This window comes from Exiguobacterium sp. USCH10 (assembly GCF_037619445.1).
In the GTDB taxonomy this organism is placed as follows: domain Bacteria; phylum Bacillota; class Bacilli; order Exiguobacteriales; family Exiguobacteriaceae; genus Exiguobacterium; species Exiguobacterium aestuarii_A.
Genome location: NZ_JAQPZO010000002.1, coordinates 1 through 15,697 on the forward strand (window position 1 = coordinate 1; position 15,697 = coordinate 15,697).

The window sequence follows — 15,697 nt, forward strand, 5'->3', positions numbered from 1 at the left end:
CCTTTTCCTCGTCATAACAAAAAATTTCACAAGTATCTTTCTTATTCACATTATCACCCCATTGATATTCAAGTGTTAACTTGAATATAGTATATACCTTTCCTTGGTTAATATTCAAGTGAATATTTGAATGAAAAACATAAAATGATTTTTCTAATAGTAATTCCCGTTAACGAAGGTTAAACAGATAATTTTGTTCGTTTTTTCACATTATGATAAAAGGGCTATTCCAAGCCCTTTTTATTTGTTTCTAATGTCCAGAAACTCATCTTTTTATCAACTTTTAAATTACTGTATAGACGAACGAAAAATAATTAGTTGCATAATTCGTTATATGTGGCTTCGCTAATCTCGTCATATCCATAGTCACAAAAATATTCGTATGATTCCACTTTCTTCTTGCATCTTCTGTCACAAGTGAATGACAATGATCTTCGACATTTTAAACTCATCTATGACCACGCAGCTGCTCTCGAACCTAAATTTACTACACTTTACGCTTGTGACCCTATTATCAATCGATCGGTGATCCAGTCTTTCAACAACTTCCCCCTCAAAAACGTGAGGCTGCTCTCTTGGCGAGGCTAAGCGACGACCCGGAATTCGTATTGTTTTACACGAGTACACATTCCTGGGTGTGTTGATGCAATGTTCGTTCAGTTTTGGAGGTATCGGACATACTCAAATCTCATTGAACCCATATAGCAATACGTTAAAAGAACTATTAGAAGAGTCTCGGTTGTTGGAAGAGTCCTTGATGCGTTCATCGAGCCCTTCTTAACCTTACGCTCGTACCGCCTAATCTCGATAATTACCTCTCCTGATCAATCTAGATTTTTGTATACAAAAAAATGATATATGGTCATATATAATCAAAAGCGACGACAATACTTTGAGATGTGTATATTTCTAAAGGGACAGAGTGCTTTCCAGACAATCGATTCGACTCCACTTTGATGGATATATAAAAGAGTGTATACATTTCGACGTCGAAACGTGTACACTCTCTTTTGTTGTCGAGTCATGGCATGTCGTGACTCAATCATGTATATTTTTGTATGTACATCGCATCATCTGCGACCAAAATCAGTGTCTCTAGTGAGTCCCCGTCTGTCGGATAAGCAGCTTCTCCAATTGAAGCATCGAGCGTCACCGGCACATCTCCGATTGAGAGCTCGTATTTAAATGTCGCTTTCTTGAAGTCCAAAGGATAAGGCGAAAGGATCACGAACTCATCTCCGCCGATGCGACCGAGTACTCTTTCGCATACAACTGCTTAATTTCCCACTCTAACGCAGAACGGAAGTTCATCCCTTTTCGCGCACGTTCGACCGCAAAATTAATGTGATCACCTAGTCCAAGGAGAGCCATGTTGTTGACCGTATTCCCTACTTCAGTTTCATAAAGTTGGAGAATATCGCCGGCCAATTCGATGTCCTTCACATCGATTCGTTGTAGAAGTGCTTCCAGCTCATGCACAGATGCCTGTTGTTCTAGTACAAACTTTTGTGTGATTTTGACATCTCTCAAGGTGTCTCCCTCTCGAATACCGAACCAATGCCACTTCCAGTCACTATTTCTTCAACATTATTATCATTTTCAATCAAAACGACATTATTGTTAAAAACTTTCACAACTTTCATATTAGGTCCCTCTCTTTTAGGTGCTTGTCCACACAAAAAGGCATAACCTAAAAAAAGCGGTACACTCAGAATTCATTATAGCGATTCGTGCGCACACGAAAAACCCGAGTGAGGCACTTTTTTCAAGTGTCCATCATTCGGGGTTCAGTTCATATATACCTGTATGGTGTCTATATAGAGTGACATATCGTTTTTTCTTTAAATTATATTTATATATAAAATGTATTTTGACACACTAAAAATTAAAAACTATCATACAAGTAGGGTATATCTTTTAAAATGAGACCCTTTGTTTAAAGAAGACTATTTAGAGTGAAAAACACAAGTACTGGAACTTTAAAAGGAATTGAAGGACAAGTTCGAGGTATACATCAAACGATTGATGACGATTCATGAATTAACTGAATCAATGAAAACTATGTCAAATGAATGAATAGGTATTATCTTGAACAGAAAAAAGAGCTACTAGAAAATACGAAAAATGCTAATTCACACGCTTTGTTTTGCGCGCCTACAAAATTATCTCGAGGGAGAATCGAATCGTGAAACTTAACATACTCTTAAAAAGAGTAAGCCTTATTAGCCTGTCCTTGATCGCGGTCGGCTGTGCTCAAGACACGACGAAGTCTTCTACTCCCAATCATTCAAAGGAAGCCGATCATGCGAAACATTTGAGCGGTGACAAGATTGAAGAAACATCATCATCGGTGATACTTCCTACATTTTTAAAAACTCAACCTGAAGATGTACGAAATGTTTATCAAGCTGTATCAAAAAATCGTAAACTACTAGAGAAAATGCCTTGTTATTGTGGCTGTGGTGAAACAGTCAATCACAAAAATAATTATGATTGCTTCATAGAAGAAAATACGACGGATGGGTCGGTGAAATGGACAAGCCACGGAACAACATGCAGCACATGTCTTGAGATTGCTGTAAAGTCTATTTTGAAGCAACGGGATGGAGAATCGATTAAAGATATTCGTTCTGAAATCGATTCTTCGTATAAAGATGGCTACTCGAAACCGACACCCACTCCTTTATGATTTTTATAATGACACTTTTACTTGTATAGCAAAGGTGTCATTTTGTTTCATCCTCACTCCAACGATATCCTCTCCCCCAAATTGTTTTCAGGTGGCTATCAATTGGATAATCTAACTCTCTTAACTTCTCTCTGATCATTTTAATATGAGAGTCCACTGTCCTTGGATCCGATTCTGATGTATAAGACCAAACGAATTCATAAAGCTCCAATCTGTTGAATAGCCTTCCAGGATGTTGAAGAAATAATCTCAGTAACGCATGTGCTTTGGGTGTGAAATCAATCGACTTACCATCTAACACAATTAAATCGTTGCTCTCATCGAACGTAAGTCCGTGGTATATAACGGGTTCTTTTGCTTTTCTTCTCATGACAGATCGAACTCTTGCTAAAAGTACGTCCCCATTAAACGGCTTTGTGACATAATCTGTAGCTCCAGCATCTAGTCCTTTGACGATGGATTCAGCATCATTTAGAGCCGTTATCATGATGATTGGGACTTCCGGGTGAGAATCCGTTATTTTCTTACATACTTCGACTCCATCGTACATTGGCATCATGACGTCCAATAAAATCAAATCAAAAGTTTCTTTTTTCACTTTCTCCAAAGCTTCGATCCCATTATTCGCCATACTACATTCATATCCTATTGGTTCTAGATAAAGTCTTAATAATTGCCTCATTCTTATTTCATCATCAACAATTAATATTTTATCCATCCTAGCCACCACCTCTTACATTAGAATTTTTTAATAATAAATGATTGTCAATCTATTTCCTCATTATTTTCACGAACTTTCTATATAACCAACTCAAACTATAGGATGGAGTTGATTATATAGAAAGCATTTATGAAGAGTTTAATCGTTACTCTCTATGTATCCTTCTTTTTTCTCACCATACTACTGGTCTATAAAGGTTATGAAATTTTTCATAACTAAGTACCGTAGTTTTTATAGATAAAGGAGCATCAGCTTTTTAGCTCATACCTTTTTCGGCATGGCGACATAGATGCTCCTTCATTTTTAACACTTCGCTTTAAGCAATTAATTTACGACAGATTTTTGCACATTCATTACAGGCCTCAGCGCACTTTTTACAATGATCATGATCATGTTTCGAACATTCGTCGGCACATCTTTCACAAATTTCAACACAGCTTCTAGCAAGAACACCGATATTGCTGCTGTTTCGAGAAATAGCTTGTACTAGAAGACTACAAATTTCAGAACAATCTCTGTCTAGACGTATACACTCTACCATCGAAGAAACATGATGTTCACTCAAACACGCATCAAAGCATTCATTACAAGTCACTATACAGTTGTGTAGGGCACCTAAGATTTCTTGTTGTCCAGTATTCATTCTAAAATACCTCCATTTTCCGTCTTTTTTGACTTACACAAAGCCTATTTCCTTAGTTTGTGAAGAAAAGATGAAAACATTCACCTATTTTTTAGTCCACTTTCAACTGACCCATCATTCCGTTCTCTTCATGTTCAAGGATATGGCAATGGTACATGAATACCCCTTTTTCCTTGAAAGTCATCTGAATCTTAACTCGTTCATCTGGTTTTATAGCGATAGTGTCTTTTAGACCTGCTTCTTGATTATCCAGTTTCTGTCCGTTTCGCTCTAATACTTTGAATTGGACTCCATGAATGTGGAAGGGATGAGTCATTCCACCCATCATGTCTTTTTTATTATAGACCTCCCAAATTTCGGTTTCTCCTTGTTTCGCTTTAATATCGATTCTCTTCTCATCAAACTTTTTCCCATTGATTTCAACATTTTTGCCCATCCCGAAAAGAGTTAACTTTTGATTCACTGTAGACAAGGTCTTTAGCGGCTTTTCATATCCACTTTTCGGCGCCAATGCACTTAGGTTCGTCCCTTGTTTATCCTTCAGTTTGAAGTTAACGACCCTTACTCCATTCGTCTCAAATGAAACAGTCTCACCAATTTTTCTTTTTGAAAAGTCTACCAATACCTCTATACGTTCGCCTGGACTTAATTCAATTTTCTTTACGTTTTTCGGTTTTGAGATGTAACCACCATCATCAGCAATTTTTTTAAAGGATGAACCGTCAGATAGCTTCACTACGTAGTTACGTGCATTAGAGCTATTTATCAATCTGACTCTAAGTTGCGAATATTTTACGTTGAAATATGGATTAATCGTACCGTTTACGAGGAGGGTATCGCCTAAAGCCCCATCTGTTTTTTCTACATCAGCATATCCAAGGACATTCCTGTTTTTAACTTTTCGATCTTGAAGAATTAATGGAATATCATTTTCACCATATTTTTGAGGTAGCATCGTCTCTTTAGTTTTTTCATCTTTTACGTACAACAATCCTGCTAACCCCTTGTATACTTGTTCAGCAGTTTTCCCCATTGGATGTGGATGAAACCACAATGTCGATTCATCTTGCTTCACTTTAAACTTTACTACCTTCGTTTCACCAGCTTTCACGACCTGATGTGGTCCGCCATCTACGGATGATGGTACAACAAGACCGTGCCAATGGAATGTAGTCGCTTCTGATAAGCGATTCACCGTACGGATTGTTACCATTTTTCCTTTTTTCAATTCCACTACAGGACCTAAATAATTTCCGTTATATCCTAGAGTTTCAGTTTTTTTACCATCTCGGAAGAACTGTGTCTCCCCTTGTTTAGCGACAATTGTGTATTGAATGGAATTCTTGGTTTCACGATCGGATTTTAGCATCTTAGGGATGTTCAATCGTCGCTCTTTTTCTTCAGTTGATTTTAAATCGACACTCGCGCCATGTCCCATACCTTCCATCATAGTCTGATTTGTAGTAGTGTTCCCTCCATTCATCATAGATTTCATGTGCTGTTTGTTATTTGGCATAGTACCTCGGATAAAAAGTAAATACGAACCGCCCACTATAATCATGAGAGTAAAGATACCGATAGTTGCGATTAACCATCTTTTCTTCACATGGATCATTCCCTTCAGTTAATTATTATCTTTAACTTAAAGAATGATTGTGAAAGAACTATGTCTTTCTACCCATGAATTTTATAGTTTTTTTCAATGTGTTACTTTTCTGCTCTCTGCAATGTTTCTGCAAATTTATGTGATAGAGTCTATGGAAAGCATAAAAAAGCAATTGGAGGTAATTTTTATGAAATTAAAGAAAAAGATTTTTATGACAACTATGGCTGCTTCGCTTTCTTTAGCACTCGCTGCGTGCGGAAGCAATAGTGATGATTCTAAATCAACAGGAAGCATGGATAAAAATATGGATGGTATGGATCATTCGACGATGGACATGTCTGGATCGAAAGAGGTTCCGAAAGGGCTCCAAGAGGCTAAAAACCCTAAATTTAAAGTTGGCGACATGGCGATGATCAAAGAAGCACATATGGAAGGCATGAAAGGGGCCGAGGCTAAAATTGTAGGTGCTTATGATACTACTGCTTATAGCATTTCTTATGACCCTACAAATGGTGGGAAACGTGTCATGGATCATAAGTGGATTATTCAAGAAGAGATTGTAGATCCTAAATCATCTCCTTATGAAGTAGGCGATGAAGTAAAAGTAGACGCGGATCATATGAAAGGAATGAAGGATGCTACGGCCACTATCGATTCAGCTAAGCAAACAACAGTGTATATGATTGATTTTGAATCGACTACAGGTGAAGAAGTGAAAAATCATAAATGGGTGACTGAAGACGAACTATCTGTAGAATAAACGATAAACAAGAGAGGAACGGTTTTTTAACCGTTCCTCTCTTGTCTTCTTTCTCCTTATTTAAGGAACCCACTTGTAACCAATTCCCCATACTGTGCGAAAGTGTTCTTCAATAGGAAACTCGAGTTTCCTAAGCTTTTCTCTTAAGTTTCTTACATGAGAATCGACCGTTCGTTCATCTGTCCACTCATTTGCTAACCATAAACTTGAGAGCAGTTCCTCTCTTGAATAGACACGTTCTGGATTTTTTAATAATTTAGCAAGTAATGAAAATTCTTTTGGTGTGACTTTGACTAAATGATTATCGTAATACAGCTCATGGGCGTCTTCATTTAAGATTAGACCCGACGATTCGATTTTTGATCCTGAAGAAACTGTAGTTCGTCTGAAAATCGATTGAATTCTTGCCTTCAATTCCGCCTCGTCGAACGGTTTCACAATGTAATCATCTGCTCCCAGTTGCAATCCTTTTACGATTTCTTCTTTTCCGTCGAGTGCTGTCAATAAAATGATTGGTACATTCGAAACTTCTCTAATCCTTTGACAGGTATCAAAACCATCCATTAAAGGCATCATCACATCTAATATGATTAAGTCAGGCTCATCTACATCAATCAAGTTCAATATCTCTTTTCCGCTGTTCAGCTTAATACAGGTATAACTGTCTTGCAGATACAGTTCGATCAGTTCTAACATTCGATTCTCATCATCTACCAAAGCAATGGTTCTCATCCTGGAATCCCCCTCAAGTCAATGACAACCTTCAGCCCGTTTTCTACATTAATAGCTACGATGGTCCCTTTGTGCGCTTCAACTATTTCTTTCGTGATAGCCAGACCGAGCCCAGTACCTCCTGTTTCACGATTTCGTGAAGAATCTACTCGATAAAAACGATCAAAAAGATACGGGAGTGATTGTTCATCCACACCACCACCTTCATCCGTAACTTCAATAAAGTTTTCATCAAGTTTTAAAAATACGCGTTTGTTCGCATGTGTATATTTTAGCGCGTTATCCAGTAAATTTAAGAGAACCTGATCGAATCTAGCTTGGTCTATCTCTTTGTAGATGGGAGTTTTATTAATTTGAAGAATTAATTTCACTTGTTTCTCCTCAAATTTAACAATTATTCTTTCACTGATCTGTTTTAAGAAATCATTCATCTCTGTAATCTGAGGATCTATTTGAAAATGTGGCTCTTCCAATCTAGCAAGTTCAAACAAATCCTCAATCAGTTCTTGAAGTCTTTCGGATTCCTCATAGATAATATCTCCAAATCTCGATTCGTCTTTTTTGAGGAGTCCTGCATATCCCTTGATGTAGGTAATCGGCGTACGCAATTCATGTGTGATTGAAGTCAGAAATTGCTTTCTTGTATTTTGAATGTGACGTAAATCAACAGATAACTTAGTGATCGCTCGTGCTAAATCTCCTACTTCGTCGCTTCTCTCAGCTTCTCTGATTTTCAGCACCTCGCCTTTACTTAACTTTACCGTTGCCTCTTTCATTGATAAAAGTGGCTTTATAATGATATAACTCAAAAAATAAACACTTACTAATAGAAAAAGTACTAACAAGAATATAGAGAACACTACTTGTTGTTTCAATTCCCCCATCAAATGCTGTATATACTTCGTCGGCTCTAACATGATTATTTGACCGCCATCTTCAATATTACTCACCGTCACTAAAAATTTGCCTTCTCTCCAATTACCTTCTACGATTCCATCCTTTTTTTGAATCCAATCCAGGTTCAAAAATTGTTCAGCGTCGTTAGATGAATCGACGACTTGATTATTTTTGTCTAAGATAATCACATCAGTCATCGCCTTTTCCTCCATTAAAACAACGTGTTCAACCGTTTGCTTGTCGAAGTTAGTGGAAAGAACATCTCGATGACTATTTCCTCTCTCTTGAAGGCTCTCCAGTTCACTTTCTACTTGTTGATGCTCAAGAATGTTGTATATGATAGCAGATGAGAGAATGAAAATCATGAGAATCCCGAAAAAATAAAATAGTGTTATTTTAAATGAAAGTTTATTCATAAAGTACCTTTCTCATTTAAGATGATTACATATAAAAACAAACTGTTGAGATTTAGAAAAGAAAGTATTCTTCATTTAGGCGATACACAAAAGAGCTTTTATCATTTGATTCTTTTAAAAGGACAATTCCTTGAATATTGCTCCACAAATAATTAGCGAAATCATAATCACTAAAAATAGCCTCACGAGTAGAATGCGTCATGAAACATTCTATTTTTGTAATCGTATACATTCCCTCCGAATCACGTTGATAATCGAAAGAAAAAGAACCCTTTATATTAAGCCTTTGAGCAATTATTGCTACGCACTCCTCTAAAATCGAGTTGGCAAACACCTCGTATGAAAGAACAGTATCTTGGTACCGTTCATACTCTTCTCTCATAAAACAGCAAATCACTTCATCAGATCGATAATCGATATATGTATCAATTTTCCCCAGCTTTACACCTTCAGGCGCATTCTTTATTAGGTCAAAAGAGTAAGTAAAGGTATTACCTTGAACCGAAAATGAATCATGAAGTATTGTTTTATCCAAATCAAAGGATGTTATAAACATTACGTTATTTTCTCTCATTTTTAACTTGTGTTTCGATAGCGTAGTTGCTTCTTGTTCGCTTAAAGGAATAATCCAGCCTATTTTTTGAGAAGTACAATATTCAATGAGATTACTAATATACCCTTCTTCTGATTCTTTTTTTGAAAATGAATCAAAATATTTAAAATCAGGAAGTAGCTTTCGAACCCATCCTTCTTTTGAAGAAATATGAATATCTATACCTGAGGGTTTAAGTTGTTTTATGTTCTCCATCACTTTCCAGTTTTCCTCTACTCCCATTATCAGGACATTTTTACGAAACATTTACGATGCATCTCCTCTTGAAATAGAAAATAGAGCGTCAGAACCCTCTAAACCCTGTAAAATCAATCAATATTGTAGTTAGTTTCGTTAGACCATCGAAATACAATATGATACCTAATAAAATCATAAACCCTCCACCTATTTTTGTAACCTTTGAAGAATACTTCATTAAATATCTTGATTTCCCGACCAAAAACGACATTAAGAAAAATGGAATGGAGAAACCTAGAACATAAAAGAGCATATATAAAAATCCATTACCAGGATTTGTGGCAATCAAAGCAATAACTCCAGCGAGAATTGGTCCTGTACAAGGAGTCCATCCAGCAGCTGATCCGACTCCGACCAAAAACGTTCCGATATAGCCACGCTTTCTTGTTCCTAAGTTCAATCTTCGCTCTTTAAGTAAAAATGTTGGAGTCCATAGACCAGTTAGAATAACACCAAATATGAATAAAATAAGTGCACCGCTCATCCGTAAAACATCTTTATACACTATAAAAAAATCAGCCAAGTATGACGTTGAAAAACCCATCACTAAAAATACGCTCGAAAATCCAAGTAGGAAAACTAATGTATGGGGAACTCCATTCCAGTTCCACTTTTCATTTTCTTTTAACTCTCTAACTGAAACCCCTGTAATGTAAGATAAAAAAACGGGATATAAAGCCAGACAACATGGCGAAATGAAAGATAAAAACCCTGCCCCAAAAGCTAACAAAAAAGATAATTCCATCAAATTCCTCCTACACACAAAAAATAAATCTATTTTTTGGAATATTTATAAAAAAGAAATGTGTTTAACTTTTATCATAAAATCCGTTTGTGAAAAAAATATGCATTTTTTGATTAAATCTCTTGTCAATTTTTGAAATGAATTTGATATACTTTTTTGTAATATAGTGATGCTATACTCCTTTTAACAAATCGTTCGTCACTGTATCTTTAAAGGAGTACAACTAATGAAAAACAAGGTAATACTTATCGCTTCTAGTGTCTTACTCACAACAACTTTTTCGATGCATAGTCCAAAAGTCGAAGCAAGTAGTGCATATAACGTAAAAGTGAAGACAGACGATCTTCGTGTTCGGACTGGTCCTTCTCTCAATCACAAAATTGTCGGCATCACTAACACTGGGCAGACCTTTTCTTATTTAGGAAAAAAAGGAGCTTGGACAAAAGTACTTTACAAAGGAAACACACGGTATATCTATAGTTCTTACCTAAAAAAATATAAGAGCCACGTTGCCAAAAAAACATCATATAATAACTCTCTTTTTGCTTCTCCTACAGAAGGTCGGCTGACCCAAGGATACGGAAACTCTAATGGTGCTTACGGTTATACATTCCATAATGGCGTTGATCTAGCTGCAGCAAAAGGCACACCCGTCTACGCTTCTGCCAGTGGAAAAGTCATTACATCTAAAAACAGCGGTGCATACGGTAAACACGTTATGATTTCACATAGTCTACAGAATCAAAAATACGTAACCGTTTATGCTCATATGAACAGCCTTTCGGTAAAAAGTGGTCAGACAGTCTCTAAAGGTATGAAGATTGGAACAGTTGGGAATACAGGAAACTCGTTCGGAAATCATTTGCACTTTGAGATTCATAAAAACAGTTATAAATACAGCAGTTATTCTGCAGCGAATAGTGTCAACCCAATGAACTATTTGTAACCTAAAAAAAAAGAAAAGATTAGACTGACCTAGCTATATGAGACACTAATAAAAATACCTTGATTAGGCTACCGCCACACCATATTTTATCGGTGTGAGGTAGCCTAATTTTTCTTGGATACGTTCTTCGTTGTAGTAAGTTAAGTAATTATTCACCCGCTCACGCACTTCATAGTCGCTTAACGAGTTGAACTTGACGTACTGGAACACCTCAGACTTCAAGTTCGAATGAAACGATTCGATCACCGCATTATCCCAACAGTTGCCTCTTCGAGACATGCTGCTCGTCAGATACTTCCTCTTTACGAAATCTTGAAAGGCATATGATGTATAGACACTTCCTTGATCTGAATGGATGATAACCCCTTCGGGATTGTTCCGACTCTCCAACGCCATCCTTAACGTATCGATGACGAGGGGCGTCTGTTGATGATCGTATAGCTTATAGGCAACAATCTCATTGTTGAATAGGTCGATGATCGTGGAGAGGTACTTCGTCGTGCCCCCGTATTGGATGTAGGTGATGTCCGTCACCCACTTCTTATTCGGTCTACTGGCAGTGAAGTCTCGCTTGAGAAGGTCAGGGGCGATGACGATACTCTCGCCCTGAGACTTCCATTTTCGTTTGGGTTTGATCCGACACTGGAGATGGTGCTTCTTCATGATTCTCTGTACGGTGTTCCGGTTTGCTGCCAATTCATAGGTTTGTTCTAACAGGGCCTTTATCTTTCGATGTCCATATCGATACTTTGTAAGCTTACATACTGCGACGATTGTTTGCTCTAGCACCGAAGGGTGCTTCACCGGTTCTCTGGCCCAACGGTAATAGGTTGCCCGCGGAACGTCTATCACACGTAGGATTGTCGTGACTGTATATTTGCTCCTCAGGAGCTCTACAACCTTTAGGACTACTTCTTTCTCAACTCTCTTTCGATCTCCATGAATTTTTTTAAGATTTCGTTCTCCGTCTTCAGGTGGGATAGTTGACGCTCTTTCTTGTCATCCTCGCTGGCGGAATCAGGACCGAGTCCGTAGGTGTACTGCTTCCCGATCGGTTGGCCGAATCGATAGATTTCATTGGACCGATACCATCTCATCCATGTGTGAATCTGGGATTCATTTTTGATTCCGTGTTTCTCCATAATCTCTCTAGTCGTCAACTCACAACTTAGTTTGTCTCTCACCACTGCCCATTTCACTTCACTTCACTTCACTTCACTTCACTTCACTTCACTTCACTTCGCTTCACTTGAATATACGTTTTTGCCCACGCAAAAACACCTCCGATGCCAGCACTTTTTTAAAGTGGACCACTGCGAAGGTGTTTTTATATTGTCTCAAAAATTTAGGTTAGCCCAAAGTTGGATTTTTTTATGTCCAATTTTTATGGGGCAGTTCACAAGAATTTGAGCTTTTTCATAGAATTAAATGATTTTTCTAAAGTGTTTAACTGTCTCTATCAACTTTTGTACAGCTAGCGATATATTTTATACGTCTTTTATTGGCGAGAGACGCCGCTTGATTTCGTTGATAGACAAGTAAAGCGTATAATTCCCGTATTCAAGAATCGAATTTAGAAAGAGATTCAGTTCTTCCTGAGATGTCACTTTTATTTTTAGATGGTAACATCCTTCTCCTGATACACGATGGGCTTCCACTACTTCTTGGCGCTCGTTTAGAAATTGAATAAAATTCTCATGATTGGACGTTTTCATAATGCTTACAACATTGAAACCGATGAAGAAGATATTCATTATTCACGATTCATCACACATGTGAAATATTTTGCTGAACGCTTTTATGCTGGAAAAATGTTGAATGAAGAATCCGATCAACTATTTGAGCAGATTGCGAACATCTACCCAAAGGCCATGAATGGTTCATTCAAAGTACGGGACTACCTTAAACAGTTGCACGGTGTGACAATTCCTAATGAGGAACTAGCTTATCTAGCCGTTCATATTCATCGACTGACAACTAATATGGATTTGAATAAACAATAACTTTTTTAATTACCTGGTTCTTTTTGACGAAGACCAGGTTTTTTCTATATTGAACAAAAAAATATCCATTTTTTATAATCGAGCAGCTATAGGCCGCATGACATATGTGTGTTTTTCACCACTGATTCGATTTCTTTAGATCGGCGTGACGGGCTCCTTTAATAACTTTTTCAGAAAAGATAAAAGGAAAGAACAACTTTGCTCTTTCCTACAATTTCAGTCAAGTGTTAATAATTATTTATACATCGCACGTCTTCATGCTTGGTTTTGGGATGACAGGGCTTCTGCGGTTCGGATTCCACTACAATCCAACGCCCTCGGCTGAATTGAATCCAAAGGACGATCGCCTTAAAGACGATGTCTAGACCGATGGCGATCCACACTCCTGCAATGCCCATCTGCATCTGAATCGCCAATACATATACTGCCCCAGTCCGGATCACCCACATACCGATCGTGGTCAGATACATTGGAAACTTCGTATTGTTCGCTCCTTGGAATCCACCGGTCAATACAAGGACGACTGCTAGGAAAGGCTGGAAGACCGCTGCTATTTTTAACGCGACATCGATGTCTTTGATGACTTGGGGATCGTCGGTGAAAAGTGAACCTGCCCATCCTCCGAAGAAGAATAAGACGACCCCGAATAAGGACATGAAGCCCATCGCCATGAACGTGCTCAATCTGGCATATTCTTTGGCGGTCTCGTGGTCTCCCGCTCCGATGTTGCGACCGACGAGAATGGTTGCTGCTGTCGCGAAACCATATGCCAACATATAAGAGAACACCTCTAGATTCCCTGCAATTTGATGCGCGGCGAAGGTGTTCGTCCCGAGTACCACGATGAATCCGAAATACACGATCTGTCCGGCTCTCATGACCAATCGCTCGATAGCCGCCGGGCTTCCAAGGTTCACGAGCTCCAACTGGTGTTCGAGATCCGGTCTCCAGAAATCTTTCCTGAAGGCGATCACTTCCGTCTTACGAATATAGTTCATCAATAAGAGCGTCCCGACGAGCCGGGCGATGACGGTCGCGAGTGCCGCTCCGACGAGACCAAGTTCGGGGATGATCCAAAAACCGAAAATCAACATATAGTCGAGCACAATATTGACGACATTGATGACGATGCTCACCTTCATCGGTGATTTTGTATCTCCCGCACCTCGTAAGATACTACTGAGCACAAACATCAATGCCATCACGATCGATGGGATCCCGACAATTTTGAAGTAGGTGCTACCAGCTTCTAAAACGTCATTCTCCACCCCCATCAACCGCAGGAGAGGCTCAGCGAAAAATAGCGTCACGACCCCAAAGGTCACCCCGACCACGACAGATAGGACGATGGCCTGCTGCGCGATATGTCTCGCGCGCTCGATTCGTTCTGAGCCTAAGTTATTGGCGACATAAACGTTTACTGCCACACCGATTGCCATAAAGACAGCAAAGTAGATGGCGAGGATGGCATTCGTCACTCCTACCGCTGACACTTCTGCTAGGCCGATTCTTGAGACGAACAGCGTATCGACAAATCCGAGCAACGTTTGGAAAAAATTCTCGGCAACCGCTGGTAACGCGAGTAGAAGGATGAATTTCATCTTGGTTTTTCGATCACCATGAGTGTCCAGCCGCTCACTTTCTATCATCTGAGTCCTCTCCTTCGAAAATTATGCTTACAACGATTACAGGAAAGCGACCCAACGAGGAACCATGGGTCGCTCATGGTCAATCTGAGACACGAATGACGAAAGGATAGGTGTGCACAGTCCCATGGAACTGGAATTCGGCCCAGACCTTGTAAAGGCCAGGTTTATGGAAGACCGTCTCAAATTCCGTCGTATCATGAGAAGAAGGATGCACATGGATAAACTGTTCTCCGGCTTCATCCAAGATGACGACATGACCAAGTGCTCCAAGGTATGGCTCCGGGTTACTTTCTTTGGTGTCATAGCTGAAGACAGTCGGGACATGCGCTTTTAAAGAGTCAATCGACAGCTCGACGGTATGACCTTCGATCGTCTTCGTCAGACGCTCATCCACTTTAAGTGACGATTCGATAGAGGAAGAGGACTGATGATCAATCTGTAAGTGAACCGGCTTCACTTGATATGCCAGTCCCTTAGGCTGAATATCCACGAAGAGTTTATACGCCCCTGCCTCAAGTTGGACGAGGTGCTCGAATCGACCCTCACCCTTTTTAAACGGATGGAGGTGTCGGTACTCAGTTAGGTCTTCGTTCACGAGAATCAAATGGAATTCCTTTTCATGGCTGACTTCGAGTTCCGGGGCTTGCTGATGTTGATCCTTTAACTCGATACTGATTTTCCCGAATTCATATTTAGCTTCTACAGACACTTCATTTCCCGTCAAGTTCTTCATATGATGATGTCCATGGTCTTTCACGTTTAACACTCCTTTGTGTAGTCCTTGATCGCACCGTCACTCGACCTCCATTACTTGCAGCAAGAACAACCGATTTTAACGGTCGCCTCCGTTACCTCGTAGCCAGTCTCTTGAATTGCGGTTTCAATCTCAGAAAGTGTGAGTTGGCTTTCATCGAACGTCACGTCCACCTCTCCCGCCGAAAGATTGACCTTCACTGATTCAATACCCGCTACCTGAAATGTTGATTTTTTCATTATATGTTCCTCCTGATTATTTAATTACCATACATGGGTAGGGTGTA

Annotated in this window: 19 protein-coding genes; 4 read left to right on the top strand and 15 right to left on the bottom strand. The window is 39.0% G+C overall.

Translation table 11 applies throughout. The features are described 5' to 3' along the window. Positions 1 to 1,042: 1,042 nt before the first annotated feature. The 3 genes from PQI28_RS04515 to PQI28_RS04525 are packed head-to-tail and all read right to left on the bottom strand — an operon-like array spanning position 1,043 to position 1,643. Positions 1,043 to 1,228 carry a diguanylate cyclase gene (locus tag PQI28_RS04515; protein WP_029336154.1) on the bottom strand — a complete coding sequence of 62 codons (186 nt, stop codon included), beginning with the start codon at positions 1,226 to 1,228 and terminating at the stop codon, positions 1,043 to 1,045. Continuing rightward, positions 1,225 to 1,530: a PRD domain-containing protein gene (locus PQI28_RS04520; RefSeq protein ID WP_051638972.1), complete on the bottom strand. Its 306-nt coding sequence runs from the start codon at positions 1,528 to 1,530 to the stop codon at positions 1,225 to 1,227. Before PQI28_RS04520 ends, PQI28_RS04515 begins: the two co-directional genes overlap by 4 nt. Beyond that, the gene (locus PQI28_RS04525; protein ID WP_081828354.1) at positions 1,527 to 1,643 is read right to left on the bottom strand and encodes a CAT RNA binding domain-containing protein; all 117 of its coding nucleotides are present in this window, start codon (positions 1,641 to 1,643) and stop codon (positions 1,527 to 1,529) included. Before PQI28_RS04525 ends, PQI28_RS04520 begins: the two co-directional genes overlap by 4 nt. A gap of 542 nt (positions 1,644 to 2,185) precedes the next feature. On the opposite strand from PQI28_RS04525, the gene PQI28_RS04530 reads away from it, so the two are divergent. Further along, positions 2,186 to 2,689 carry a PCYCGC motif-containing (lipo)protein gene (locus PQI28_RS04530; protein ID WP_214684186.1) on the top strand — a complete coding sequence of 168 codons (504 nt, stop codon included), beginning with the start codon at positions 2,186 to 2,188 and terminating at the stop codon, positions 2,687 to 2,689. A 37-nt stretch (positions 2,690 to 2,726) separates the two neighbouring features. Here PQI28_RS04530 and PQI28_RS04535 read toward each other — a convergent pair whose 3' ends face one another. The 3 genes from PQI28_RS04535 to PQI28_RS04545 all read right to left on the bottom strand — a co-directional run bounded on the left by PQI28_RS04535 (position 2,727) and on the right by PQI28_RS04545 (position 5,659). Continuing rightward, positions 2,727 to 3,407 (bottom strand): response regulator transcription factor, encoded by a 681-nt coding sequence (locus PQI28_RS04535; protein WP_214684184.1) that lies wholly within the window; start codon positions 3,405 to 3,407, stop codon positions 2,727 to 2,729. A 319-nt stretch (positions 3,408 to 3,726) separates the two neighbouring features. Continuing rightward, entirely contained in the window at positions 3,727 to 4,053 is a 327-nt protein-coding gene (locus PQI28_RS04540) for a four-helix bundle copper-binding protein (protein ID WP_214684182.1), read from the bottom strand. A 91-nt stretch (positions 4,054 to 4,144) separates the two neighbouring features. After that, complete coding sequence (locus PQI28_RS04545) at positions 4,145 to 5,659, bottom strand: multicopper oxidase family protein (RefSeq protein WP_339962648.1); 1,515 nt, start codon at positions 5,657 to 5,659, stop codon at positions 4,145 to 4,147. A 187-nt stretch (positions 5,660 to 5,846) separates the two neighbouring features. Between PQI28_RS04545 and PQI28_RS04550 the strand changes: the two genes are divergently transcribed. Continuing rightward, on the top strand, positions 5,847 to 6,419 hold the full coding sequence (locus PQI28_RS04550) for a YdhK family protein (RefSeq protein WP_339962649.1): 573 nt from the start codon (positions 5,847 to 5,849) through the stop codon (positions 6,417 to 6,419). Between the two features lie 60 nt (positions 6,420 to 6,479). Here the strand turns inward: PQI28_RS04550 and PQI28_RS04555 are convergent, their stop codons facing one another. The 4 genes from PQI28_RS04555 to PQI28_RS04570 are packed head-to-tail and all read right to left on the bottom strand — an operon-like array spanning position 6,480 to position 10,059. Beyond that, positions 6,480 to 7,151, bottom strand: a complete 672-nt coding sequence (locus PQI28_RS04555; RefSeq protein WP_339962650.1) for a response regulator transcription factor — start codon at positions 7,149 to 7,151, stop codon at positions 6,480 to 6,482. Continuing rightward, positions 7,148 to 8,464 (bottom strand): sensor histidine kinase, encoded by a 1,317-nt coding sequence (locus PQI28_RS04560; RefSeq protein WP_214684173.1) that lies wholly within the window; start codon positions 8,462 to 8,464, stop codon positions 7,148 to 7,150. Before PQI28_RS04560 ends, PQI28_RS04555 begins: the two co-directional genes overlap by 4 nt. A gap of 52 nt (positions 8,465 to 8,516) precedes the next feature. Continuing rightward, entirely contained in the window at positions 8,517 to 9,323 is an 807-nt protein-coding gene (locus tag PQI28_RS04565; protein ID WP_214841458.1) for a hypothetical protein, read from the bottom strand. A gap of 37 nt (positions 9,324 to 9,360) precedes the next feature. After that, on the bottom strand, positions 9,361 to 10,059 hold the full coding sequence (locus PQI28_RS04570; protein WP_285222577.1) for a cytochrome c biogenesis CcdA family protein: 699 nt from the start codon (positions 10,057 to 10,059) through the stop codon (positions 9,361 to 9,363). A 226-nt stretch (positions 10,060 to 10,285) separates the two neighbouring features. On the opposite strand from PQI28_RS04570, the gene PQI28_RS04575 reads away from it, so the two are divergent. After that, complete coding sequence (locus PQI28_RS04575) at positions 10,286 to 11,005, top strand: peptidoglycan DD-metalloendopeptidase family protein (protein ID WP_211779490.1); 720 nt, start codon at positions 10,286 to 10,288, stop codon at positions 11,003 to 11,005. Positions 11,006 to 11,068: 63 nt separating this feature from the next. On the opposite strand, the gene PQI28_RS04580 is transcribed toward PQI28_RS04575, so the two are convergent. Beyond that, the gene (locus PQI28_RS04580; protein ID WP_214720068.1) at positions 11,069 to 11,986 is read right to left on the bottom strand and encodes an IS3 family transposase; all 918 of its coding nucleotides are present in this window, start codon (positions 11,984 to 11,986) and stop codon (positions 11,069 to 11,071) included. Between the two features lie 506 nt (positions 11,987 to 12,492). After that, entirely contained in the window at positions 12,493 to 12,759 is a 267-nt protein-coding gene (locus tag PQI28_RS04585) for an Lrp/AsnC ligand binding domain-containing protein (protein ID WP_214684167.1), read from the bottom strand. On the opposite strand from PQI28_RS04585, the gene PQI28_RS04590 reads away from it, so the two are divergent. Beyond that, positions 12,703 to 13,008 (top strand): PRD domain-containing protein, encoded by a 306-nt coding sequence (locus PQI28_RS04590; RefSeq protein WP_214684166.1) that lies wholly within the window; start codon positions 12,703 to 12,705, stop codon positions 13,006 to 13,008. The two genes, PQI28_RS04585 and PQI28_RS04590, sit on opposite strands and share 57 nt — an antisense overlap. A gap of 227 nt (positions 13,009 to 13,235) precedes the next feature. Here the strand turns inward: PQI28_RS04590 and PQI28_RS04595 are convergent, their stop codons facing one another. From PQI28_RS04595 to PQI28_RS04605, 3 genes are all read right to left on the bottom strand, one after another. After that, positions 13,236 to 14,657, bottom strand: coding sequence for an MATE family efflux transporter (locus tag PQI28_RS04595; RefSeq protein ID WP_058765837.1), 1,422 nt, complete (start codon positions 14,655 to 14,657; stop codon positions 13,236 to 13,238). 79 nt (positions 14,658 to 14,736) lie between these two features. Continuing rightward, on the bottom strand, positions 14,737 to 15,414 hold the full coding sequence (locus PQI28_RS04600; protein WP_339962651.1) for a hypothetical protein: 678 nt from the start codon (positions 15,412 to 15,414) through the stop codon (positions 14,737 to 14,739). Positions 15,415 to 15,464: 50 nt separating this feature from the next. After that, positions 15,465 to 15,650, bottom strand: coding sequence for a heavy-metal-associated domain-containing protein (locus PQI28_RS04605; RefSeq protein ID WP_339962652.1), 186 nt, complete (start codon positions 15,648 to 15,650; stop codon positions 15,465 to 15,467). Positions 15,651 to 15,697: the final 47 nt, after the last annotated feature.